Raw genomic sequence first — 20,849 nt, 5'->3', positions numbered from 1 at the left:
TCCCCCTTGGCAGCGCCCAAACCTTGCCCCAAATTGACAGTAAGACATACAAACACACCCCAAAAACAAATCAGCGGGAGCGGTCCATGGCCAAGGATAACAAGATCACCTTTTTCGATCTGACCCACGAAAGCGGGTGCACCACCAGCCCCTTCGTCTGGGCCACCAAATATGCTGTCAAACACAAAGGCTTTGACCTCGATGTGGTGCCGGGCGGGTTCACCGGCATTCTGGATCGCACCGGCGGGCGGTCCGAACGCCTGCCGGTGATCTGCGATGACGGCGAATATGTGCTCGATAGCTGGCTGATCGCCGAATATCTGGATGCCAAATATCCCGACCGGCCCACGCTGATCGGCGATCCTTCGGTCAAGGTGCTGACCCAGTTCCTCGAAACCTGGTTGTGGAAGACGGTGGTCGGCCCGTGGGCGCGCTGCTTTGCCGTGCAATATCGCGACCGCTGCTTCCCGCATGACATCCAGTATATCACCGAATCGCGCCTGCGCATGTGGGGCAAGCCGATGGAAGAGCTGATCGTGGGGCGCGAGGATGTGTTCCCCAAGGTGCTGCCCGAACTGGAGCTGCTGCGCGGTATTCTGCGCGAACACAAATGGCTGGGCGGCGAAACGCCCAATTATGCCGATTATCGCGCGCTGGCGGTGTTCCTCTGGGCGGCCAGCGTGGCCGACACCCCGCCGATGACCGAGGATGACCCGCTGCGCGACTGGATCGACCGCGGTTTCGACCTTTATGGCGGTCTGGGCCGCATTCCGGGCATGAGCCCGCTGTTCGGCCTGAAAATGCGCGAGGGCGATCCCGAGCCCTTCGCCAAGGGGCCTTCGCTGGTGGCGGGTCTTGTCAAGCGCAACACCGGCCCGGCCAGCACGGCGGCCGAAACCGCCCATATCACCGGAAAAGGCGAGAAAGCGCCCGCATGATGCATACTTCTGGCGAGCAGGAGCCGCCCGGCGGGACCTTGCGGATGTATCACATTCCGGGCTGCCCCTTTTCCGAAAGGGTGGAGATCCTGCTGTCACTGAAAGGGCTGGCCGAAAGGCTGGCCCATCATGACATCGACATTTCGCGCCCCCGCCCGGAATGGCTGCTGCGCAAAACGCGGGGCACCACCGCCCTGCCCGCGCTGGAGCTGGAAAATGGCGCGGTGCTCAAGGAGAGCATGGTCATCCTGCGCTATTTCGACGACCGGTTTCCCGGCGTCCGCATCGCGCGGTCCGACCCCTATGAACATGCCGTGGAGCAGATGCTGTGCGCCACCGACGGGGCATTCACCGGGGCGGGATACCGGATGATCCTGAACCGCGATCCTGCGCAGAGGGACGCCTTGAAGGCCGAGGTCGACGCGCAATATGCAAGGCTCGATGCTTTCCTGCGCGATTATGCGCCGGATGGGGATTACCTGTTCGACCGCTTCGGCTGGGCTGAGGTCGCCTTTGCCCCCATGTTCAAGCGCCTGTGGTTCCTTGAATATTACGAGGACTATGCGGTGCCGCAGAACCTCACGCGCGTGTTGCGCTGGCGCGAGGCCTGCCTGTCGCATCCCGCCGTGGCGGAAATCCACAGCCACCGCGAACTGATGACGCTCTATTACGATTATGCCCAGGGCGGCGGCAATGGCCGCATTCCCGAAGGGCGCAAAGTCTCCAGCTTCACCCTCGATCCGCCATGGGACACCCGCCCCATGCCTCCCCGCGACAAATGGGGCCACGCTGCCGGCGATGCCGAGCTTGGCCTGATCACTACCTGACGCTCCCCGGCTGACAGAAGGACAATTCCATGAAGAACTATCCGCAGAATTTCATCGACGGCCAGTGGGTCGACAGCATCGGCGGCACGCCCCACACCGTCATCAACCCGGCCACCGAAGGCGCGGCCAGCCAGATCACGCTGGGCACCGCCGCTGACGTGGATGCCGCCGTGGCCGCCGCGCGCCGCGCGTTCGAGAGCTTCAGCCAGACCACCAAGGAAGAGCGCATCGCCCTGCTGGGCGCGATCATCGAGGCCTATAAGGCGCGAATCGGCGATATTGCCGAGGCGATCAGCACCGAAATGGGTTGCCCGATCAGCACCTCCTCGACCGCTCAGGCCGGGTCGGGCCTTGGCCATCTGGCCAATGCGCTGGCCGCCTTGCAGGCCTATGATTTTGAGGAAAAGATTGGCGACAACAAGGTCGTGCGCGAGCCGATCGGGGTGGTGGGCCTCATCACCCCGTGGAACTGGCCGATGAACCAGATCGTCGCCAAGGTGGCCCCGGCGCTGGCGGCGGGCTGCACCATCGTGCTCAAGCCCAGCGAGGAAGCCCCCACCTGCGCCGCCGTCTTTGCCGAAGTGTTGGCTGCAGCGGGCGTACCCGCGGGCGTGTTCAATCTGGTGCAGGGCGACGGGCCGGGCGTGGGCGCGGCGATGGCCGCCCATCCCGATATCGACATGATCAGCTTTACCGGATCGACCCGCGCCGGGATCATGGTGGCCAAGGCGGCCGCCGATACGGTCAAGCGCGTGACGCAGGAACTGGGGGGCAAATCGCCCAACATCATCCTGCCCGGCACGCCGCTCGACAAGGCGCTGCCCGGCGGCTGCGGCGGCGTGCTGCTCAATTCGGGGCAGAGCTGCGTCGCGCCCACGCGCATGCTGGTTCATGTCTCGCAGCATGATGAGGCGGCCAAGCTGGCGGGCGAAATCTTTGGCGGCAAGCCGGTGGGCGATCCTCTGGCCGAGGGCGGCCATATCGGCCCGGTGGTGAACAAGGCCCAGTTCGACAAGATCCAGGGCCTGATTGCCAAGGGCATCGAGGAAGGCGCCACGCTGGTCACCGGCGGGCTTGGTCTGCCCGAGGGCGTGGACAAGGGCTATTTCGTCAAGCCCACCGTGTTTGCCAATGTCACCAATGACATGGCGATTGCGCGCGAGGAAATCTTCGGCCCGGTGCTGGTCATCCTGCCGTACAAGGATCTGGATGAGGCGGTCGCCATCGCCAATGACACGCCCTATGGCCTTGGCGCCTATATTGCGGGCGATCCGGCCGTGGCCAAGACCATCGTGAGCAAGATCCGCGCCGGGTCGGTCTATGTGAACGCGGGCGGCTTGGCGATGGACATGCCCTTTGGCGGATACAAGCAATCGGGCAATGGCCGCGAATTCGGCAAATTCGGCCTCGAGGAATATCTGGAGGTCAAGTCGGTGATCGGCGCGCTTCCGGCGTAATGGAAATGGGGGTGCGGTGCGCCGCACCCCTTCTTTTTCAAGCCATCTCGGCGGCCAGTCGGCGCAATTTCTCCGCGCTGGCCGGATCGGCGGGGGCGAACAGGATCAGGCGCTGGCCCGGCACTTCCTCGATCGCATAGGACGTGTGGTGAAAGGCGATCTCGCCCACATCGGGCAGCGTGGCGCTGTTCACATCCTCGAAATGGCTGCGGATTTCGGCGGCTTCCCAATATTCGCGGAACAGGTCGGAGGATTGCTGCATCTCGGCGATCAGCGTCTCGAACACCTGGGGCTGGGCGGTGCGGCTGTAATCCCACTTGAAGCGCGCGACCAGACGGCGCGCCATTTCGCGATAGCGCTCCGGGTCGGCGCGATAGCGTTCATTGAGCATCAGGATGCGGAACAGGTTGCGCTCCTCACGCGGCAAAGGCGCGTAATCACGGAAAAGCTGCGTCACCAGCGCGTTCCAGCCCACCACGGTCCAATCCTCGACAATCACCAGCGCGGGAATCGACAGACTGTCCATCAATTGCTGGGTGGATGGGCGCACCGCCTCGTCGGCCCGGCCCGTCAGCGGCGGCGGACGATGCTGGGCCAGCGCAAAGAGGAACTCGCGCTCCTGTGGCTCCAGACGCAGCGCCTTGCCCAAACGCTCGATCATCGCAGCGGAAAGCTGCACCTCGCGCCCCTGCTCGAACCATGTGTACCATGTGACGCTCATGCCCGCGAGCGTGGCCACTTCCTCGCGGCGCAACCCCCGCGTGCGGCGACGCTCACCGGCGGGCAGACCCACGTCGGTGGGGGCCAAGCGCCCGCGCGCGGCTTTCAGAAAGCGGGTAAGTTCCTCTCTTTGCGCCATATCCTTGCCTCTTGCCCGTATTTCTTTCGGCGCCCCTTACACTATATAGGACATCGCGAAAGCCTGTTCTGCCTGTTACTCTCAATAATGGCACAGACACAGGCCTGTTCAACACCTGCCAGACGGGCATAGGTCATGAATCAGAACATTTCCCCCCCAAAAGTTCCCATAGAGGAGAGGACTTTCAATGGCCGATAAGGTCTTTATCACCTGCGCCGTCACCGGTTCGCCATGGCCGCTGCCCAAGCATCCCAATTTCCCCTTCCGCCCCGAGCATGTGGCGCAGGAAGCGCTGGACGCCGCCGCCGCCGGGGCCTCGATCATCCACCTGCACGTGCGCGACCGCGAAACCGGCCATCCCAGCACCGAGCTGGAGGATTACCGCGAGGTGGTCGGCCTGATCCGCGCGAAGAACAGCGAAGTGATCCTCAACGTCACCACCGGGCCGGGCTGCACATGGATGCAGAGCGAGGAAGACCCCAGCCTGCCCGGCCCCGGCACGCTGATGTTCACCGCCGAAAAGCGGCTGGAGCATATCCTCGATCTGAAACCGGATATGTGCACGCTCGACATCTGCACGATGAACCTGTGGGGCGGGGCGGCGATCAATCTGAAGCCGATGGTCACGCGCCTTGGCCATATGATTCAGGACGCGGGCGTTCTGCCGGAAATCGAGTGCTTCGAGGCGGGCGATTTCGTCTATGCCGAGGATCTGATCGCCGAGGGCGCGCTGCCCGCCCATTCGCCCTATACCTTTGTGCTGGGCACCAAATATGGCCTGCCCGCCACACCCGAAGCCATGCAATATTCCAAGAACCAGTTGCCGCGCGGCGCGACCTTCACCGGCTTTGGCATTCAGCGCCATTCCTTCCCCATGGCGGCGCAATCGGTGCTCCTGGGCGGCCATGTGCGCACCGGGTTTGAGGACAGCACCTATCTGCGCAAGGGCAAGCAGGCCGCAGGCAATGCCGATATGGTCAATTGGGCGGTCGAGCTGATCGACCATTTGGGCGCGGATCTGGCAACGCCCGGCGAGGCGCGCAAGATGCTGGGCTTGAAGAACTAAATCATACAAATATCAAGGAGAGGATCATGGCTTACACTCCCCCCGCCGCGCCGCAGAACACCACCCCGATGGCCGATGTGCGCGGGCGCACCGCCTTTATCACCGGCGGCGCCAATGGCATCGGCCTTGGCATTGCCCGCGCGCTGGTTCGGGCCGGCGCCAATGTGGTGATCGCCGACATCCGCGAAAGCGCGCTGGCCGAGGCCAAGGCTTCGCTGGGCGCTGACGATCAGGTGGAAACCGTCCAGCTCGACGTGACCGACCGCGCCGGTTTCGCCGCCGCCGCCGACAAGGCCGAGGCGCGTTTCGGCAAGATCCACATCCTGGTCGGCAATGCCGGGATCGGCGTGATGGGCCCGATCATGGATGCGCGCTATGACGATTGGGACTGGGGCATGGGGGTGAACCTTGGCGGGGTCATCAATGGCCTCGTCACCATCCTGCCGCGCATCAAGGCCCATGGCGAGGGCGGGCAGGTCGTCACCACGTCGTCACAGAGCGGGCTGATCCCGATCTCCTATTCGGCGATCTATTCGGCGGCCAAGGCGGCGATCATCGGCATCACCGAGGCGGCGCGCGGCGAGTTGGCGGCAATCAACATCGGCATTTCGGCCTTCTGCCCCGGCCCGGTGCAATCGAACATCGCCCATTCCGGCGAGCTGCGCCCCGAGGACAAGAAGCAGGACACCGGCTATCTGAAGCGCGAGGAAGAGCTGGAAGCCCGCCCTGTCTCGCCGCTGTGGATGAGCCAGGACGAGGTGGGCGAGCGCGTGCTGGCGGGCATCCGCCGCAACGATCTCTATATCCTGACCCACCCGGAATTCGGCCCCGGCATGCAGCGCCGCTTTGATGCGATCATGGCCAGCGTGCCCGATGAGGAAGTGAACGAGGCCCGCGCCAAGGAGATCTTCTTCCTGCTCGACAATCCGATTTTCGCCGAACAATCAGCACGCTGCGCCAAGCAGCCTGCGGACGCGTAATGCTGTTGGCGTGACACATCCGTGTCACGCCACGGCACCGGCCCTCTCCCCCGGCCCTACCACCCATTGAGTGTACCCTGTGGGTGGTAGGGCCGGGGGAGAGGGCCGGTGCCGCCTGAAATTCGCCTCTTTCGGCGAATTTTCAAACAGACTCTTGCTTCTCGTCCTGCGCCAATGCGCGCGCGATCACTGCGCAAGCCATCAACTGGATCTGGTGAAACAGCATCAGCGGCAGGATCACCACCCCCACCTGCGCCGCCGGGAACAGGACGCCCGCAATCGGCACACCGCTGGCCAGCGACTTCTTCGAGCCGCAGAACAGCAGCACGATGCGGTCCGCCCGCTCAAACCCCAGCATCGCGCCCAGCCCCCATGTGGCGGCCAGCACCACCGCCAGCAGCATGGCGCTGAGGCCGGCGATCAGCCCCAGTTCCCACAGCGGCAGATGGGTCCACAGGCCCTCGACCACGGCGGCGGAAAAGGCGGTATAGACCACCAGCAGGATCGAGCCGCGATCCACATAGCCGATCATCGCCTTGTGCCGAGAAACGAACTTGCCGATCACCGGGCGCAGCCCATGGCCCAGCGCAAAGGGCAGCAGCAGTTGCAGCACGATTTTTTCAATCGAGCCCCACGACATGCTGGCCCCCGACCCGCCCATCAGCAGGCTGGCCAACAGCGGCGTGATGAAAATGCCCGCCAGATTGGAGAAGGAGGCCGAACAGACCGCCGCGGCCACATTGCCCCGCGCGATCGAGGTAAAGGCAATCGAGCTTTGCACCGTCGAGGGCAGGAGCGTCAGGAACAGCATGCCCGAAGCGACCAGCGCGGGCAGCCCCGGAATCGCGGCCAGCCCCAGCCCCAGCAGAGGAAAGAGCGCAAAGGTCGTGCCCATCGTGGCCAGATGCAGCCGCCAATGGCCCGCGCCCGCCACAATCGCCTCGCGCGAGAGTTTGGCGCCGTGCAGAAAGAACAGCAGCACAATGGCCGCATCCGCCGCATGGTCGAACAAGTTCGCCCCCATGCCCCGCGCAGGCAGCACCGAAGCAAAGGCCACTGTGGAGAGCAGCGCCAGAATATAAGGGTCGAACGCGGATTTGAGACGGTCAAGCATGTCTCCTGCCTAGAGATTACCGCCCGCAAGGGCAAGATGGCGCTCCTGCCGCAGGATTGCGGCTTGCACGCGGGATCGCGCTGTCATATCGCTATGACGCATAACCAATTAAGCGCGACGATTCCCTTGCGGGATCGCCCGACAACGGGCATCAACAGTCTAACCCGCGTTAATAAAGGCGGTATCGAGAGGATGGAGAAAGACTTTGGCATCTGCGCCCCTAAACCCTGTTGATCCGCGCCGGCTGCTGGCCGACAGCCCGATGGGCTGGCGCCAGATCGTGGGCATTACCCTGTGCGCGCTGCTCAATGCACTGGACGGGTTCGATGTGCTCTCGATCAGCTTTGCCTCGCCCGGCATCGCGGCCGAATGGCATGTCGATCGCAAGGTGCTCGGCTATGTCCTGTCGATGGAAATCTTTGGCATGGCGGCGGGCTCGATCCTGCTGGGCCGGTTGACCGATCGGCTGGGGCGCATTCCCACGATGGTCATCTGTCTGGTCATCATGGCCTCGGGCATGATCGCCGCGCCCATGGCCTGGGATGTCACCTCGCTGGCGGTGATCCGTCTGTTCACCGGGCTGGGCATCGGGGGCATGCTGGCCGCGACCAATGCGGTGGCCGCCGAATATGCCAACACCCGCTGGCGCAGCGCGGGCGTGGCGCTGATGGCGGCGGGCTATCCGCTGGGCGCGGTGGTGGGCGGCACGATCGCCAGCAAGATGCTAGTGACGGGCAATTGGCGCGATGTGTTCTATCTGGGCGCGGGGCTGGCGCTGATCCTGCTGCCGCTGGTGCCGCTGCTGATGCCCGAACCCATCAACGCGATCCTGCACCGCCGCCCGGCGCGCGCGCTGGAAAAGCTCAACAAGTCGCTGCGGGCCTTTGGTCATGCGCCGGTCGATGCCCTGCCGCCGGTGGACACCTCCATTCCCAAGGCGCGCGTGGCCGATCTGTTCGGGCCGGAATTGCGCGCGGTCAGCCTGCTGCTGCTGCTCTCCTATTTCTCCCATATCCTGACCTTCTACTTCGTGCTGAAATGGGTGCCCAAGATTGTGGTCGACATGGGCTTTCCGGCCTCGGCGGCGGGCGGCGTGCTGGTGTGGGCCAATGTCGGCGGGTTGATCGGGGCCATTCTGTTTTCGCTCTCGGCGCTGCGGCTGCCGCTGCGTCCAACGCTGATGGTGATGATGGTGGCCTCGACGGTGCTGGTGGCGGTGTTTGGGCAATCTCCGGCGGATCTTAACCGCCTGTCGCTGGCGGCGGCGGCGGTGTCTTTCTGCACCAACAGCGTGATCGTGGGCTTCTATGCGCTGATCGCCCAGAGCTTTCCCACTCCCCTGCGCGGCACGGGCACGGGCTTTGTGATCGGCGTGGGGCGTCTGGGCGCGGCCACGGGGCCGATTGTCGCGGGCTATCTGTTCGAGGCCAAGCTGGGGCTGCCGGTGGTGGCGCTGGCCATGTCGGGCGGTTCGCTGGTGGCGGCGGCGGCCTTGCTGGTCATGCCGCATCGCGAAAACGCCACCCACTGATTTTCAACCCCGATCGATCCTGCTAGGGGCGGCATCATGACCGCCCCTATCGAACCGTTCCGCGCCATGGCCATCGGCCAACTGGCCCACAAGCTGGCCGCGCAAGGGCGCAGCGTGATCCATATGGAATATGGCCAGCCATCGACCAGCGCGCCCGCCGCCGCGCTGGCCAAGGCGCATCAGGTGCTGGACACCGAGGCGCAGGGCTATTGGGAAAGCGCCCCCCTGAAGGAGCGCATCGCCCGCCATTATGCCGAAACGCAGGGCGTGACCATCCGCCCCGATCAGGTGATCCTGACCTGCGGCGCCTCGCCCGCCCTGCTGCTGGCCCTGTCCAGCGCCTTTGCGCCGGGCGCGCGGATTGTCTGCGCCCGGCCCGGCTATGTCGCCTATCGCAACACTTTGCGCGCGCTGCATATGGAGCCGCTGGAAATCCCCTGCGGCGCGGCGGAGCGCTATCAGATCACGGCGGCGGCCTTGGAAGCCATCCACCCCGCCCCCGACGGCGTCATCATCGCCAGCCCCGCCAACCCCACCGGCACGATCATCGCGCCTGATGAACTGGCCGCCATCGCGGCGGTCTGTGCGCGGCGCGGCATCCGCATCATCTCCGACGAGATCTATCACGGCCTGTCCTATACCGGCCCTTGCGTTTCGGCGCTGGTTCATGCTCCCGATGCCCTTATCGTCAACAGCTTCTCGAAATATTTCTCGATGCCGGGCTGGCGTCTGGGCTGGCTGGTGGCGCCCGACGATCTGGTCGACGCCGCCTATGCGCGGATGAGCAATCTGATGCTGACGCCCCCGGTCTTGGCGCAACATGCGGGCCTGATCGCCTTTGATTGCGACGAGGAACTGCAGGGCCATATCGCCACCTATGCCGCCAATCGCGAGGCAATGCTGGCCGCTCTCCCCGCACTCGGTCTGGCCCGGATCGCGCCGCCCGATGGGGCGTTCTACATCTGGGCGGATATTGGCCATCTGACCAATGACTCGATGGAATTCTGCACCCGCCTTTTGCAGGAAACCGGGGTGGCCTGCGCGCCGGGGGTGGATTTCGATCCGGTCGATGGGCACCGCTTCATGCGCTTCAGCTTCGCCGTCTCAACCCCGCTGGTGAACGAGGCCATCGAACGCATGATACCCTGGTTTGCGCGACAGGGCACCTTGTCTGCTTGAAAATCGCCTCCGCGATTTTTCCCGGCACCAGCCCTATCCCCCGGCCCTAGCCACCCATAAAGTATGCCCTGTAGGGCAGCACGGCCGGGAGAGAGGACTTGCGCCGCGATTCCGGCCCAAAGTGCAATTCACCCGCCCCGCCCCATCGTGGCATGGCTTGGCATCCCCCCAAGAATGAGGATGCCATGATGAAGTCCATTTCCATGATTGCGGCGCTGGGCGGTATCGCGCTGCCTGCCACCACGGCCTTTGCGGCCCCTGCGCCCACGCCTGCCACTTTCACATCGCGCTGTGCGGTATGCCACAATGCGGACAAGGGCGGCGCGGACAAGGTCGGCCCCGACCTGTTCGGCGTCTATGGCCGCAAGGCCGCCACGGGCAAGCACAATTACACCGAAGCGCTCAAGAAGGCGAACCTCAAGTGGGATGACGCCAATCTGGACAAGTGGATCGCAGGCCCCATGCAGATGGTGCCCGGCACCGCCATGGCCTTCCCCGGCATCAAGGACGCGGCCAAGCGCGCCGAACTGATCGCCTGGCTCAAGACGTTGAAATAAGCCTGCGGGATAAGCCCGAAAGGGTCGCAAGAGGGCGGGAAGGCTTGCGCTTTCCCGCCCTTCTTCGTGCCTGCCCTTTTCACGCCCCCCCCTTTTCACGCCCAAATGCTGCGCACAAAAAAGGGCGCGCGAGCCTTCCCTCGCGCGCCCGATCTTCCTTGGGAGTGATGCTTCCTTTAGAAGAAGAGAATGCCGCCCAGAGCCACCGCATCGCTGGTGGCCGAGTTGCCGTTATGCGCCTTGGCGTTCGAGTTGATATATTCGCCGATCAGCGTCACCCAGCTGTTCAGACCATAGCGCAGTTGCCCCACAGCGCTGCTGTTCACGCGCACCAGCGTCGGGTTGGCCGCTCGGTCGGCGGCGTCGGTGTAGTTGAGATAGCTGGCGCCATAGCTGCCCGCGAGGGTGAACTTGCCCTGCGTCAGCGCGGCCTGCACGTAATAGCCTTCGCTGCTGCGCGGCTTGCCCGCAGCATCGGTGTCGAACAGGTTCAGCACCGTCGTGCCCAGACCCTTGGCGGTGTAATAGGTGCCCACCAGCGTGACAGGACCATAGGTCGTGCGTGCGCCCACATCGAGGCCCTGCCCGGTATAGCTGCCGCCGGCCACGAACTTATGCTCCTGCGTGATGCCCGAGGCCCAGAGGTGGAGCTTGACCGCATCGAAGGCGCCGTCATAGGTCACCTTGCCCTGGAAACCGGGGCTGGAATTGTTCTGCGCGCCCGCCGTCAGCGAATTGAGCGGCTGGAACACGCCCACCGAGGCCTGCAGACCGCCCATGCTGGGGGTCGTATAGGTCATCTGGGGCTGGAAATCGGTGTAGATATAGCCGGTGCCGATGCGACCCAGCGTGGTGTTGGCGGGCGCCGCATTGCCCCCGGTCGGGCCGGAGGAAAGCAGCGTGATGTCATTGAGGATCGCTTCGGAACCGAACAGGCCGATAGCGCGGCCGATCTTCAGTTCACCAAAACCCTTGCGGCCAATGGTCAGATAGGTCTCGCGAAAGTCGATGCCCGCAGTCGCCAGAGCGGTCGGCTGACCGCCGTTGTTGGCCCCCAGCGCACCCCATGCCGCGCTGTTGATACCCGGATACATGCCGAAATGCGCGCCCACATCCCAACCGTTCTGGGTCGTGGTGGCGTCCACCTTCAGGAAGCCGGGGAGCAGACCGTTGCGCACCGCGCTGGTGTTGCCGCCCACGCTGGCGATGCCGCCGGTGACGGCCGTGTTGGCGCCGGGCTTGGCCGCATTGTCATAGACATAGAAGCCGTTGACCGAGCCGGAAAACTTGATCGTGGCCGGACCAACCTGCAGGCCGATGCCGCTGTCGGTGGCGCGCACGAATTTCGTGGTGTCCCCCGCCACCACCGGAGCTGCCGCAGGCGCCGCCGCCTCGGCCGCATCCTCTTTTGCCAGTTCGGCATATTCCGCGTCCGAGAGGATGCCCTTGTCATGCAGACGCTTGAGCAATGCCTGCGAATTGCCGGCATAGGCCGGGGCCGAAACACCCATCATGGCCACGGCACTCGCGGTGCCGAGCAGAACTTTCCAGAGCATGATACTCTCCCTTGTCGATCCACTTTATCTGCTGTGGTGATGGGAGAATGGGCTGCGAAAGGACCTTCTTGAAATTGGACTTTCGGGTCTGATACTTTGGGAGAACGGGCTTATTCCTAGGTATCAGACCCATTCGGCATCAGGGCGCAATCGCCACGCCCCATGGCCCCGCGCCCGCCGGAATCGTGGCGATGACGGTGCGGGTGCCCAAATCCACCACGCTGACATCGTCGCTGATGCCATTGGCGACGACGGCCCGCGCGCCATCGGGCGTGATCGCCAGATGCCACGGCCGCTGGCCCACTTTCACATAGGCCTCGACCGCATGGCTGGCGACATCGACGATGGCGATATGGTTGGCCCGGCCCAGCGCGACAATCGCCTTGCGCCCATCGGGGGTGAACCGGATGCCGCAGGGCATGACGCGAATCGGCTGAACGCCGGGCGGGGCGAAAGGGATGGTCGCGGTGATCGCGCGGGTGGCCGGATCGGCGATCTGAACCACGCCGCCCATTTCCGCCGCGATCCACAATTGGCGCCCATCGGCGGTAAATTCGACATGGCGCGGGCGGGCCGCCGTCTCGGTCGCGTCCACCACCTGATGACTGGCCGCGTCAATCCACGAGATCAGCTTGCCATCCTCGCTGGTGACGACAATCACCTTGCCGTCGGGGCTTTGGGTGATGCCCTCGGGCTCCTTGCCAACCGGCACCTGCCACGCCACGGCGCGGGTGGAAAGGTCGATGGCGGTCATCGCCGCATCATCCTCATTACTGACAAACAACAGTTTTCCATCGCGTGAGGGGTAGAATTGCTCAGGGTCCTGACCCGATGGCAGATGGGCCACCAAGGCGCCGCTGGCCCGGTCGCGCAGCTCAACCGAATTATCCAGCCCGCTCGCCACCAGCACCTGCGCGCCGTCGCGCGTCAGGGCAATGCCGCGCGGGCGCTGGCCCACTTTCCATGTCGCCACCGCCTTGCCCGTGGCCAGATCGATCACGCTGACCGAGTTGCCGCGCTCGTTCGAAACATAGGCGGTTTCGGCCGATGCCGGGCTGGGGATCAGCGTATTACCCAAAAGGGCAATAAGCAGGGCGGGAATCGCGTATTTCTGCGCAGTTTGCTTTGTCATGATGGCAGCATATCCCCCCGTATCAGCCCATGAATAGCACCAAGGTCCAATACAGACCTGATCAAGGGGGTCATAAGCTCCCGTCACGGAAATCAAAAGACGCGGGCCCGGCACATCGGCACCGCCTTGTGGTGAGAAAGAAGAGAGGAAGATCTGATCATGTCCGGATTTTTCAAGCGCGTCACGCGCGCCCAGACGATGCTTGCCGCTGCTACTCTGCTGGCCGCCACCAGCGTCGGCACGCGCCTTGCCGCCCATGGCGACGTTACGCCCCAGCCGGTCGACACCAGCGCATTGCCCGATATCGGCGACAAGTGGGTGACGCACAACCCCTATCGCGGCAATGCCAAGGCCGCCGAAATCGGCAAGTCGGCCTTTGGCCAGAACTGCGCGCGCTGCCATGGTCTGGATGCGATTTCGGGCGGGATCGCGCCGGATCTGCGCTACCTTGAACTGGGCGATTCGGGCGACGAATGGTTCGTTCAGCGTTTCCAGCATGGGTCGAGCCGCGATGGCAAAGTGTACATGCCCCCCTTTGGCGAAGCGCTGGGCCAGAAGGCCGGTTGGGCGATCCGCAGCTGGCTGGAAACCCGCCACACCGATGACTGATCTTTTGACGATTGATATTAAAAAATAAAAACGGGAAGAGGGCGGCATATGGGCAAGCAGGCATCCGGCATTGGGCGCAGGGCGTTTCTGGCGGGAGGGCTTGCCGCTCTGGCCGCTCCCCTGCCGCTATCGGCGGCGCCTTTGGCCAAGGTGCGCGAATTGGGCGTGCTGCGGGTGGCGGTGTACAAGCACAACCGCCCTTGGTCCTGGGCAGAACCGGACAACAGCACCAACCTGCGCGGGATCGATGTCGATCTGGCCGGGGCGATTGCCAGGACGCTGGGGGTAAAGCTCGATATTGAGGAGTTTACCGCAGGCGACGATATGGCCACCGACCTGCGCAATGCGGTGTGGCGCGGGGGCCTGCTGGGCTTCAAACCGGCCGATATCATGATGCATGTGCCGTTCGACCGGCAATTGATGGTCGAAAACGACCAATGCGCGATTCTGGCCCCCTATTACCGCGAAAGTTTTGCCGCCGCCTGCGGGCCGGAGCAGAATGATTGCGATGTGCCCGCGCCGCAATATCGCGGACGGCGTATGGCGGCCGCCGTCGCCACCATTCCCGACATTTATCTCCTCTCCAGCTTTGGCGGCACGCTGCGATCGAGCGTCACCCATTTCAACACCGGCCATGACGCGGTGCTGGCGCTGGGCACGGGGCAGGCCGATGTGGCCGTGGCGACGAAGGCCGAGGTCGAGGCTGCGATCTTCGACATGAAAAACCCCGCTATCAAACCGCGCAAACGCGCATTGGAAGCGATGATGTCGCCGGGATGGGACATCGGCATGGCGGTCAAGGAAAACAGCCGCTCGCTGGGCGATACGGTCGAGGGGATCATCGGCAAAATGAGCGCCGATGGCCAGATGAAGGCGATTTTCGGTGCCTATGGCGTCGAATGGCGCCCCGCGCTTTCGGCCTGATACATAAGAGGGATCGCAAAGGATTTCTGAGCTTGGCCTAAGGTCCAATTGCTGCGCAGCAGGGGGCCGATAGGCTGAACACCACGGGGGAGAAGCGCGCGACGGGCGCGGCAGCCAAGACCCGAAAACCGACATTAATGACAACAGGAGAGTCGAGATGAAGGGCAGAATTTCGCGCTATGTCGCGTCCTTTGCAGCATTGGGGATTGCCGCGGCCACGCCGGTGATGGCCGCAGGCCCCACCAGCCAGGACCTGCTGAACGATGCCGCCACGCCGGGCGACGTGCTGACCTATGGCATGGGACCCCAGGCCCAGCGCTTCAGCACGCTGGCCAAGGTCAATGTCGACAACGTCAAGAACATGGTCCCCGCCTTTGCCGCCTCGCTGGGCGGCGAAAAGCAGCGCGGGCAGGAAGCCCAGCCGCTGGTCTATGACGGCACGATCTATGTAACCGGTTCCTATTCGCGCGTTTTCGCGTTTGATGCGCGCACGGGCGAAAAGAAGTGGGAATATTCGGCCCGCCTGCCCGACGGCATCATGCCCTGCTGCGACGTGGTTAACCGCGGCGCGGCGATCCATGGCGACAAGATCATCTTCGCCACGCTCGACGCTCACCTGATCGCGCTCAACCGCCACACCGGCAAGGTGATCTGGAACAAGACCACCTCCGATTATCAGGCGGGCTATTCGGCCACCGCCGCGCCGCTGATCGTCAAGGACATGGTCATCACCGGCAATTCGGGCGGTGAATTCGGCATCATCGGTGAAGTGCAGGCCCGCAACGTCGACACCGGCGAGCTGATCTGGACCCGCCCCACCATCGAGGGCAACATGGGCACGCTCAAGGGCCAGCCCAACGGCATGACCGGCAAGCTGAATGCCAGCTGGCCCGGCGACATGTACAAGACCGGCGGCGGCGCGACCTGGCTGGGCGGCACCTATGACCCCGACACCAACCTGATCTTTTTCGGCACCGGCAATCCGGGTCCGTGGAACAGCCACCTGCGCCCCGGCGACAATCTCTACACGTCCTCGACGCTGGCGATTGATCCCGACACGGGCGTCATCAAGTGGCACTATCAGACCACCCCGCATGACGGCTGGGACTTTGACGGTGTGAACGAATTCATCCCCTTTGACGCCACGATCAACGGCAAGGCGATGAAGCTGGGCGCCAAGGCCGACCGCAACGGCTATTTCTATGTGCTCGACCGCACCAACGGCAAGCTGGTCAATGCCAGCAAGTTCGTGATGCAGACCACCTGGGCCGATGGCATCAACTTGAAGACCGGCCGCCCCAACTATACCGCCGATGGCCGCCCCGGCGCGCCCAGCGGCACCGAAAAGGGCAAGGTGGTGTTCTCCTCGCCGTCCTTCCTTGGCGGCAAGAACTGGATGCCGATGGCCTATTCGAAGGACACCGGCCTGTTCTATGTGCCCAGCAACGACTGGGGCATGGACATCTGGAACGAACCCATCGCCTATAAGAAGGGTTCGGCCTATCTGGGCGCGGGCTTCACCATCAAGCCGATTGCCGAAGACCACATCGGCGCCCTGCGCGCGATGGATCCCAAGACCGGCAAGATCGTGTGGGAATACAAGAACAAGGCTCCGCTGTGGGGCGGCGTTCTGACCACGGCGGGCAACCTGGTGTTCACCGGCACGCCTGAAGGCTACCTCAAGGCCTTCAACGCCAAGACGGGTGAGGAACTGTGGAAGTTCAACACGGGGTCTGGCGTGGTCGGTTCGCCCATCACCTGGGAACAGGATGGCGAACAATATGTGGCCGTGATGTCGGGCTGGGGCGGCGCGGTGCCGCTGTGGGGCGGCGAGGTCGCCAAGACCTTCAAGGAAATCAGCCAGGGCGGTTCGCTCTGGGTGTTCAAGCTGCCCAAGGGCTGATGAGAGGTGCGGCGCGGGGGGTAAAATTCCCGCGCCGCTCATCTTTGGAATTGACGCCGATGTACCATCAGAGAGATATGCTGATTAGTATGGCAACGCCCGACAGCATCCTGATCGTTGATGACCACGCGCTGGTGCGCGATGGCATGCGGACCCTCCTTGAAGGATGCTTTGCCCAGTGCAGCATTCTGGAGGCGGCCAATTATGCCGAGGCGCGTGAGGCGCTGGCGGGCCATGCCGATGTCGATCTGGTGCTGCTCGATCTCAATATTCCCGATGCCAAGCGCTTTTCCGCCCTGCAAGGGCTGCGCGAGGAACATCCCGCCGTACCGGTGGTGATGGTGTCGGGCACGCTGGATGGTTCGGCGGTGCGCGAGGCACTTTCTGCGGGGGCCGCCGGGTTCATCCCCAAGAGCCTGAAGCGCGACCAGATCGTCGAGGCGCTGCGCCAGGTGCTGGCGGGCGAGATCTACGTCCCCGATTTCGACTTTGCCGAGGAAGCCAGCACCGGCGAGGAAGTCGCCATCCGCCAGCGTATCGCCACGCTGACGCCGCAGCAGAAGGTTGTGCTGGGCCTGCTCGTCTCGGGCCGACTGAACAAGCAGATCGCCTATGAACTCGACGTTTCGATGACGACGGTGAAGGCGCATGTCTCGGCCATCCTGCAAAAGCTGAATGTGTTCAGCCGCACGCAGGCGGTAATTCTGGCCAATCGGGTCAATTTTCCGGGCTGATCGCTCAGGGGCCGCCGAAAGCTTCGGTTCGCCCCCGTTACGCCCCATTCCCCAACATATTGCGCATCAATGCCCGCAATTGCGCAGGCTTGACCGGCTTGTTCAGCATCGGCACCCGCGCCTGCGCCAGCGTGGCTTTCACCTCGTCGCTGCGGTCGGCGGTGATGACCAGAGCTGGAACCTCGCGCCCTGCCGCCTTGCGCAAGATCGCAATCGCCTCGTCCCCGCGCAAGGCGTCATCGAGGTGGTAGTCGGCGATGATCATGTCGATCCCCTGCGCGATGGCCTCGGCGGCTTCCTCATCCAGCGGGCCGGTGGCGGTGGCCACATGATGGCCCCAATTGCGCAGCAGGGCCGCCATGCCCGCCAGAATCGCCGGATCATTGTCGATCACCAGCAGGCTCTGCGTACCGGTCACGCCGGGGCGCACCGGGCGTGAGGCATCGCCGCCCTTGTCGCTGCGCGCCTCAGCCAGGGGAACCAGCACGGAAAAGGCGCTGCCCTCCCCCGGCGTCGATTCCACATCGAGGCGATGGCCCAGCATCGTGGACGCACGCCGTACGATGGCCAGCCCCAGCCCCTTGCCGGGAATGCGCTGGGTCGATTCCAGACGGCGGAATTCCTCGAAAATCGCTTCCTGATGCTCGGGCGCGATGCCGGGGCCGGTGTCGCGCACGGTGATGCGCACCCCGCCATCCTCGGCGGTAATCTTGATGCTGACACAGCCCTGCGCGGTGTATCGGATCGCGTTGGACAGGAAATTCTGCAAAATACGGCGCAGCAGGCGGATGTCCGAACGCACCCAGACATCGGTGACCGGAATGTCGAGCGAGAGCCCCTCGGCCCGCGCCACGGCGGCAAATTCGATGCGCAGCGCGGCCAGCATCGGCTCCAGTTCAATCGCGCTCCACGCAGGCGTGATCGCCCCGGCATCCAGACGCGAGATCTCGAACAGAGCCTCCAGCAGATCCTCGACCGAATCGAGCGCCACCCCGGTCTGGCGCACCAGCGCGCGGCTGGGCGCGGCAAGGCGCCTTTCGGCCAGCGCCGAGACGAACAGTCGCGCCGCGTTCAAAGGTTGCAGCAGATCGTGGCTGGCCGCGGCCAGAAAGCGGGTCTTGTCGCGATTGGCATGTTCGGCCGCCGTCTTGGCCGCGCGCAATTGCCCTTCCACCTCGCGGCGCTCGGCAATCTCGGCCTGCAGCGCGGTGGTGCGCTCGGCAACGCGGCGCTCCAGCATCTCGGCCGCCTCGCGCAGGGCATTGCGGTCCTGTACTCGCTCGGTAATGTCGTCAAAGCTGAAGGCCATGCCGCCGCCCGGCGTCAGGGGCGTCGAACGGATGATGAAATGCCGCCCGCCCAGGATGCACGGCCCCTCCATCTGCTCGCCCGTCTCGCGCCATTCCAGCACCGATGTGCTGTCCATTCCCAGCCGGTCGCGGCAATAGGAGAGCAGGCCCGCATGGGTTTCCAATCGCTTGCTGCCCCGCGCATCGAGCCCCAGCAGCCGCACCATGCCCTGATTGCGCACCAACAGGCGGCGATCCAGCCCATAGTGGCACACGCCCTCGGACAAAGTATCGAGCGTGGCCTGAAGCACGAGGTTGCGCTCGGCCAGTTCGCGGGCGCGTTCGCGGGCATCCTCGGCCTTCACCTCGGTCACATCGGTATAGATGCCGACGCGCCCGCCCTCCGATGTCTTCAGCTCGTTGATCTGAACCCAGCGCCCATCGGCCAGCGCCTGAATATGCACCCGGTCGGCCTTGGCATGTTGCGAGAGGCGGTCGGCCAGCCAGCGTTCGCGCGAGACCAGCGAGCCGACCGGCAGGCCGCATTGCGCCGCCATTTCGGCAATCTCGCCAAACGTCACCGAGGACAGGTCGCGCCCGCGCAGCGCCGGCCAGAAGCCCAGATAGGCCTCATTATGCAGCAGCAACCGGTCATCGGCATCGAACAGCGCAAAGCCGTCGGGCAGCGATTCGATCGCATCGCGCAGCCGCACCCGCGCCGCATCGGCATCGCGGTGGGCCTCGGCCATTTCGGCATTGGCCTCGTTCAAGCGCGAAAGCGCCTGCTCCAGCGCGGCGGTGCGGTCGCGCACCATGGCCTCCAGCGCAATCGCGGCCTCGAACATCGAGAAAGCCCCGCCCTGCACATCGCTCGACCGCTCCACCCGGTCGATCAGCGCCTCGTTGATCTTTTCAAGCTGGCGGATGCGTTCCACCAATGCCCCGGCATCTGGCCGGTCCGCCTCGGCCATCCTCACGCGCCGATCGCCAGACCGCTCAGCGTCTGGTTATTATGGGCGGCGCGGAATTGCTCACCATAAGTGTTGAAGCCCACGACATGGCGCGCGGCATAAAGCTGCGACACTTCGCGCGTGATCTGGCGATTGTCGGCGTCCACCCGGTTCAGCACGCAATCGAAACCGATCACATGGTCTATCTCGCCCACGCGGGTTTCCACCTCGGAAAACAGGCGTTCGAGATGGGCGAGCCGGTCCACCCGCTCGCCCACGCGCAGCACGATGCCATTGTCGATGGCGCAATAAAAGGTGAGGCTGCCGTCGGGATTGGCGCTCTGCACCGCGCGGATGTGATATTCGCCCCCGGCGCGCACCATGGGCGGATTGGCGGCAAAGAAAGCCGCATCGATCTCGCCGCCCACCAATCCGGCGATCCGCGCATATTCCTGCGCGGCCGGGCGGGCGTTGATCTCATGCACCACGCGCGCCTGCGCATCGGCGGAGGTGACGACCATCCGCTCCTCACGCGGGCGATAGTGGTGCGAGCAAAAGGCATGCAGGGGCCGCGTGCTGGACAGCATCGCCACCACGGCGGCATCCTTGACGAATCGCCCGTCGACCAGCACGCCGGTTTCCCGAAACACCATGCCGTCGCCCGACGATCCGCCCACCATCACCGTCTCGCCCAGCGCGTCCTGAACGGTCATGGTCACCAGTTCCTCGCGGTGGGACAAGCCATCGACCAGAAAGATCGCCGCATGGTGCAATTGTTCGCCCAGCCGCCGCGCCGAGGCCGCCGCCTGCGCCGCCAGTTCGCGCACCGCGCGCCGTCCCTCGGCCACATCAAAACCGTCCAGATCGTCGAAATGCAGCACGCTCATGGCAAAGCCGTCGGCGGGAAAGCCGATGAAAACCAGACTGTCCTCGTCATAGCCGCGCTGGGTCAGTTCGCCCGCGCTGGTGCAGCCGATCAGGGGGAAATCGCCCAACCGTCGGGCCAGTTCACCCGCCAGCTCATCGCGGTCATAGCGGTGCGAGCAGAACAGCAGGCCGCCCGCCAGCGCCATCCCGCCGATCGCGCGCACCACCTCGTCCACGGCGGTCACCGGGTCGCTTGCATGAGATGATACCACAGCCAAAGCCGAACGCGCCATGTGCGCCATTACCCTCTCCAACCCCCGGATGCCTGTTGCCGACATTCTCGGTTGCCTCACCTTAGCCGGACTCCCCCTCAGGGC

General features: G+C 64.3%; 18 protein-coding genes. 12 read left to right on the top strand and 6 right to left on the bottom strand.

Features of this window, described 5'->3' with window-relative positions:
* The first annotated feature begins 86 nt into the window (after window positions 1-86).
* Genes FHW92_RS15605 through FHW92_RS15595 form a run of 3 tightly spaced genes read left to right on the top strand, consistent with a single transcriptional unit; the run spans window position 87 to window position 3,222 of the window.
* Complete coding sequence (locus FHW92_RS15605; RefSeq protein ID WP_168604209.1) at window positions 87-938, top strand: beta-etherase; 852 nt, start codon at window positions 87-89, stop codon at window positions 936-938.
* Entirely contained in the window at window positions 935-1,765 is an 831-nt protein-coding gene (locus FHW92_RS15600; RefSeq protein ID WP_246870191.1) for a glutathione S-transferase family protein, read from the top strand. Before FHW92_RS15605 ends, FHW92_RS15600 begins: the two co-directional genes overlap by 4 nt.
* Before the next feature lie 29 nt (window positions 1,766-1,794).
* A complete protein-coding gene (locus FHW92_RS15595; RefSeq protein ID WP_168604208.1) occupies window positions 1,795-3,222 on the top strand; it encodes an aldehyde dehydrogenase family protein in 1,428 nt (475 codons plus the stop codon).
* A 37-nt stretch (window positions 3,223-3,259) separates the two neighbouring features.
* Here the strand turns inward: FHW92_RS15595 and FHW92_RS15590 are convergent, their stop codons facing one another.
* Window positions 3,260-4,081 carry a helix-turn-helix transcriptional regulator gene (locus tag FHW92_RS15590; RefSeq protein WP_168604207.1) on the bottom strand — a complete coding sequence of 274 codons (822 nt, stop codon included), beginning with the start codon at window positions 4,079-4,081 and terminating at the stop codon, window positions 3,260-3,262.
* Between the two features lie 187 nt (window positions 4,082-4,268).
* Between FHW92_RS15590 and FHW92_RS15585 the strand changes: the two genes are divergently transcribed.
* Window positions 4,269-5,147: a 3-keto-5-aminohexanoate cleavage protein gene (locus FHW92_RS15585; protein ID WP_168604206.1), complete on the top strand. Its 879-nt coding sequence runs from the start codon at window positions 4,269-4,271 to the stop codon at window positions 5,145-5,147.
* Between the two features lie 26 nt (window positions 5,148-5,173).
* Entirely contained in the window at window positions 5,174-6,127 is a 954-nt protein-coding gene (locus FHW92_RS15580) for an SDR family NAD(P)-dependent oxidoreductase (RefSeq protein WP_168604205.1), read from the top strand.
* Window positions 6,128-6,269: 142 nt separating this feature from the next.
* Here FHW92_RS15580 and FHW92_RS15575 read toward each other — a convergent pair whose 3' ends face one another.
* Window positions 6,270-7,241, bottom strand: coding sequence for a bile acid:sodium symporter family protein (locus FHW92_RS15575; RefSeq protein ID WP_168604204.1), 972 nt, complete (start codon window positions 7,239-7,241; stop codon window positions 6,270-6,272).
* Between the two features lie 262 nt (window positions 7,242-7,503).
* On the opposite strand from FHW92_RS15575, the gene FHW92_RS15570 reads away from it, so the two are divergent.
* From FHW92_RS15570 to FHW92_RS15560, 3 genes are all read left to right on the top strand, one after another.
* Window positions 7,504-8,772 (top strand): MFS transporter, encoded by a 1,269-nt coding sequence (locus tag FHW92_RS15570; RefSeq protein WP_168604409.1) that lies wholly within the window; start codon window positions 7,504-7,506, stop codon window positions 8,770-8,772.
* Between the two features lie 36 nt (window positions 8,773-8,808).
* Window positions 8,809-9,951: an aminotransferase class I/II-fold pyridoxal phosphate-dependent enzyme gene (locus tag FHW92_RS15565; RefSeq protein WP_168604203.1), complete on the top strand. Its 1,143-nt coding sequence runs from the start codon at window positions 8,809-8,811 to the stop codon at window positions 9,949-9,951.
* Between the two features lie 185 nt (window positions 9,952-10,136).
* Window positions 10,137-10,508 (top strand): c-type cytochrome, encoded by a 372-nt coding sequence (locus tag FHW92_RS15560; RefSeq protein ID WP_168604202.1) that lies wholly within the window; start codon window positions 10,137-10,139, stop codon window positions 10,506-10,508.
* A 176-nt stretch (window positions 10,509-10,684) separates the two neighbouring features.
* On the opposite strand, the gene FHW92_RS15555 is transcribed toward FHW92_RS15560, so the two are convergent.
* The gene (locus FHW92_RS15555; protein ID WP_168604201.1) at window positions 10,685-12,064 is read right to left on the bottom strand and encodes a porin; all 1,380 of its coding nucleotides are present in this window, start codon (window positions 12,062-12,064) and stop codon (window positions 10,685-10,687) included.
* 139 nt (window positions 12,065-12,203) lie between these two features.
* Window positions 12,204-13,196: a PQQ-dependent catabolism-associated beta-propeller protein gene (locus FHW92_RS15550; RefSeq protein WP_168604200.1), complete on the bottom strand. Its 993-nt coding sequence runs from the start codon at window positions 13,194-13,196 to the stop codon at window positions 12,204-12,206.
* Window positions 13,197-13,355: 159 nt separating this feature from the next.
* Between FHW92_RS15550 and pedF the strand changes: the two genes are divergently transcribed.
* From pedF to FHW92_RS15530, 4 genes are all read left to right on the top strand, one after another.
* Window positions 13,356-13,805 (top strand): cytochrome c-550 PedF, encoded by a 450-nt coding sequence (gene pedF / locus FHW92_RS15545; protein ID WP_168604199.1) that lies wholly within the window; start codon window positions 13,356-13,358, stop codon window positions 13,803-13,805.
* A 48-nt stretch (window positions 13,806-13,853) separates the two neighbouring features.
* Window positions 13,854-14,729, top strand: a complete 876-nt coding sequence (locus FHW92_RS15540; RefSeq protein ID WP_168604198.1) for a transporter substrate-binding domain-containing protein — start codon at window positions 13,854-13,856, stop codon at window positions 14,727-14,729.
* Between the two features lie 157 nt (window positions 14,730-14,886).
* A complete protein-coding gene (locus FHW92_RS15535) occupies window positions 14,887-16,632 on the top strand; it encodes a methanol/ethanol family PQQ-dependent dehydrogenase (protein ID WP_168604197.1) in 1,746 nt (581 codons plus the stop codon).
* A gap of 77 nt (window positions 16,633-16,709) precedes the next feature.
* Window positions 16,710-17,366: a response regulator transcription factor gene (locus tag FHW92_RS15530; protein ID WP_246870190.1), complete on the top strand. Its 657-nt coding sequence runs from the start codon at window positions 16,710-16,712 to the stop codon at window positions 17,364-17,366.
* Between the two features lie 37 nt (window positions 17,367-17,403).
* On the opposite strand, the gene FHW92_RS15525 is transcribed toward FHW92_RS15530, so the two are convergent.
* Window positions 17,404-19,626, bottom strand: coding sequence for a NahK/ErcS family hybrid sensor histidine kinase/response regulator (locus FHW92_RS15525; protein WP_168604196.1), 2,223 nt, complete (start codon window positions 19,624-19,626; stop codon window positions 17,404-17,406).
* 2 nt (window positions 19,627-19,628) lie between these two features.
* The gene (locus tag FHW92_RS15520) at window positions 19,629-20,774 is read right to left on the bottom strand and encodes an FIST N-terminal domain-containing protein (protein ID WP_168604195.1); all 1,146 of its coding nucleotides are present in this window, start codon (window positions 20,772-20,774) and stop codon (window positions 19,629-19,631) included.
* Between the last annotated feature and the right edge of the window lie 75 nt (window positions 20,775-20,849).

The organism is Novosphingobium sp. SG707 (genome assembly GCF_012275515.1).
Lineage (GTDB): Bacteria > Pseudomonadota > Alphaproteobacteria > Sphingomonadales > Sphingomonadaceae > Novosphingobium.
The sequence above is the reverse complement of the archived record's forward strand: the minus strand, read 5'-3'. Positions and strand labels throughout refer to the sequence as shown.

Coding starts and splice junctions, on each gene's coding strand:
- FHW92_RS15535 (WP_168604197.1), top strand. CDS start 14,887: ATGAAGGGCAGAATTTCGCGCTATGTCGCGTCCTTTGCAGCATTGGGG.
- FHW92_RS15555 (WP_168604201.1), bottom strand. CDS start 12,064: ATGCTCTGGAAAGTTCTGCTCGGCACCGCGAGTGCCGTGGCCATGATG.
- FHW92_RS15605 (WP_168604209.1), top strand. CDS start 87: ATGGCCAAGGATAACAAGATCACCTTTTTCGATCTGACCCACGAAAGC.
- FHW92_RS15575 (WP_168604204.1), bottom strand. CDS start 7,241: ATGCTTGACCGTCTCAAATCCGCGTTCGACCCTTATATTCTGGCGCTG.
- FHW92_RS15570 (WP_168604409.1), top strand. CDS start 7,504: ATGGGCTGGCGCCAGATCGTGGGCATTACCCTGTGCGCGCTGCTCAAT.
- FHW92_RS15585 (WP_168604206.1), top strand. CDS start 4,269: ATGGCCGATAAGGTCTTTATCACCTGCGCCGTCACCGGTTCGCCATGG.
- FHW92_RS15600 (WP_246870191.1), top strand. CDS start 935: ATGATGCATACTTCTGGCGAGCAGGAGCCGCCCGGCGGGACCTTGCGG.
- FHW92_RS15565 (WP_168604203.1), top strand. CDS start 8,809: ATGACCGCCCCTATCGAACCGTTCCGCGCCATGGCCATCGGCCAACTG.
- FHW92_RS15530 (WP_246870190.1), top strand. CDS start 16,710: ATGCTGATTAGTATGGCAACGCCCGACAGCATCCTGATCGTTGATGAC.
- pedF (WP_168604199.1), top strand. CDS start 13,356: ATGTCCGGATTTTTCAAGCGCGTCACGCGCGCCCAGACGATGCTTGCC.
- FHW92_RS15595 (WP_168604208.1), top strand. CDS start 1,795: ATGAAGAACTATCCGCAGAATTTCATCGACGGCCAGTGGGTCGACAGC.
- FHW92_RS15520 (WP_168604195.1), bottom strand. CDS start 20,774: ATGGCGCACATGGCGCGTTCGGCTTTGGCTGTGGTATCATCTCATGCA.
- FHW92_RS15540 (WP_168604198.1), top strand. CDS start 13,854: ATGGGCAAGCAGGCATCCGGCATTGGGCGCAGGGCGTTTCTGGCGGGA.
- FHW92_RS15525 (WP_168604196.1), bottom strand. CDS start 19,626: ATGGCCGAGGCGGACCGGCCAGATGCCGGGGCATTGGTGGAACGCATC.
- FHW92_RS15580 (WP_168604205.1), top strand. CDS start 5,174: ATGGCTTACACTCCCCCCGCCGCGCCGCAGAACACCACCCCGATGGCC.
- FHW92_RS15590 (WP_168604207.1), bottom strand. CDS start 4,081: ATGGCGCAAAGAGAGGAACTTACCCGCTTTCTGAAAGCCGCGCGCGGG.
- FHW92_RS15560 (WP_168604202.1), top strand. CDS start 10,137: ATGATGAAGTCCATTTCCATGATTGCGGCGCTGGGCGGTATCGCGCTG.
- FHW92_RS15550 (WP_168604200.1), bottom strand. CDS start 13,196: ATGACAAAGCAAACTGCGCAGAAATACGCGATTCCCGCCCTGCTTATT.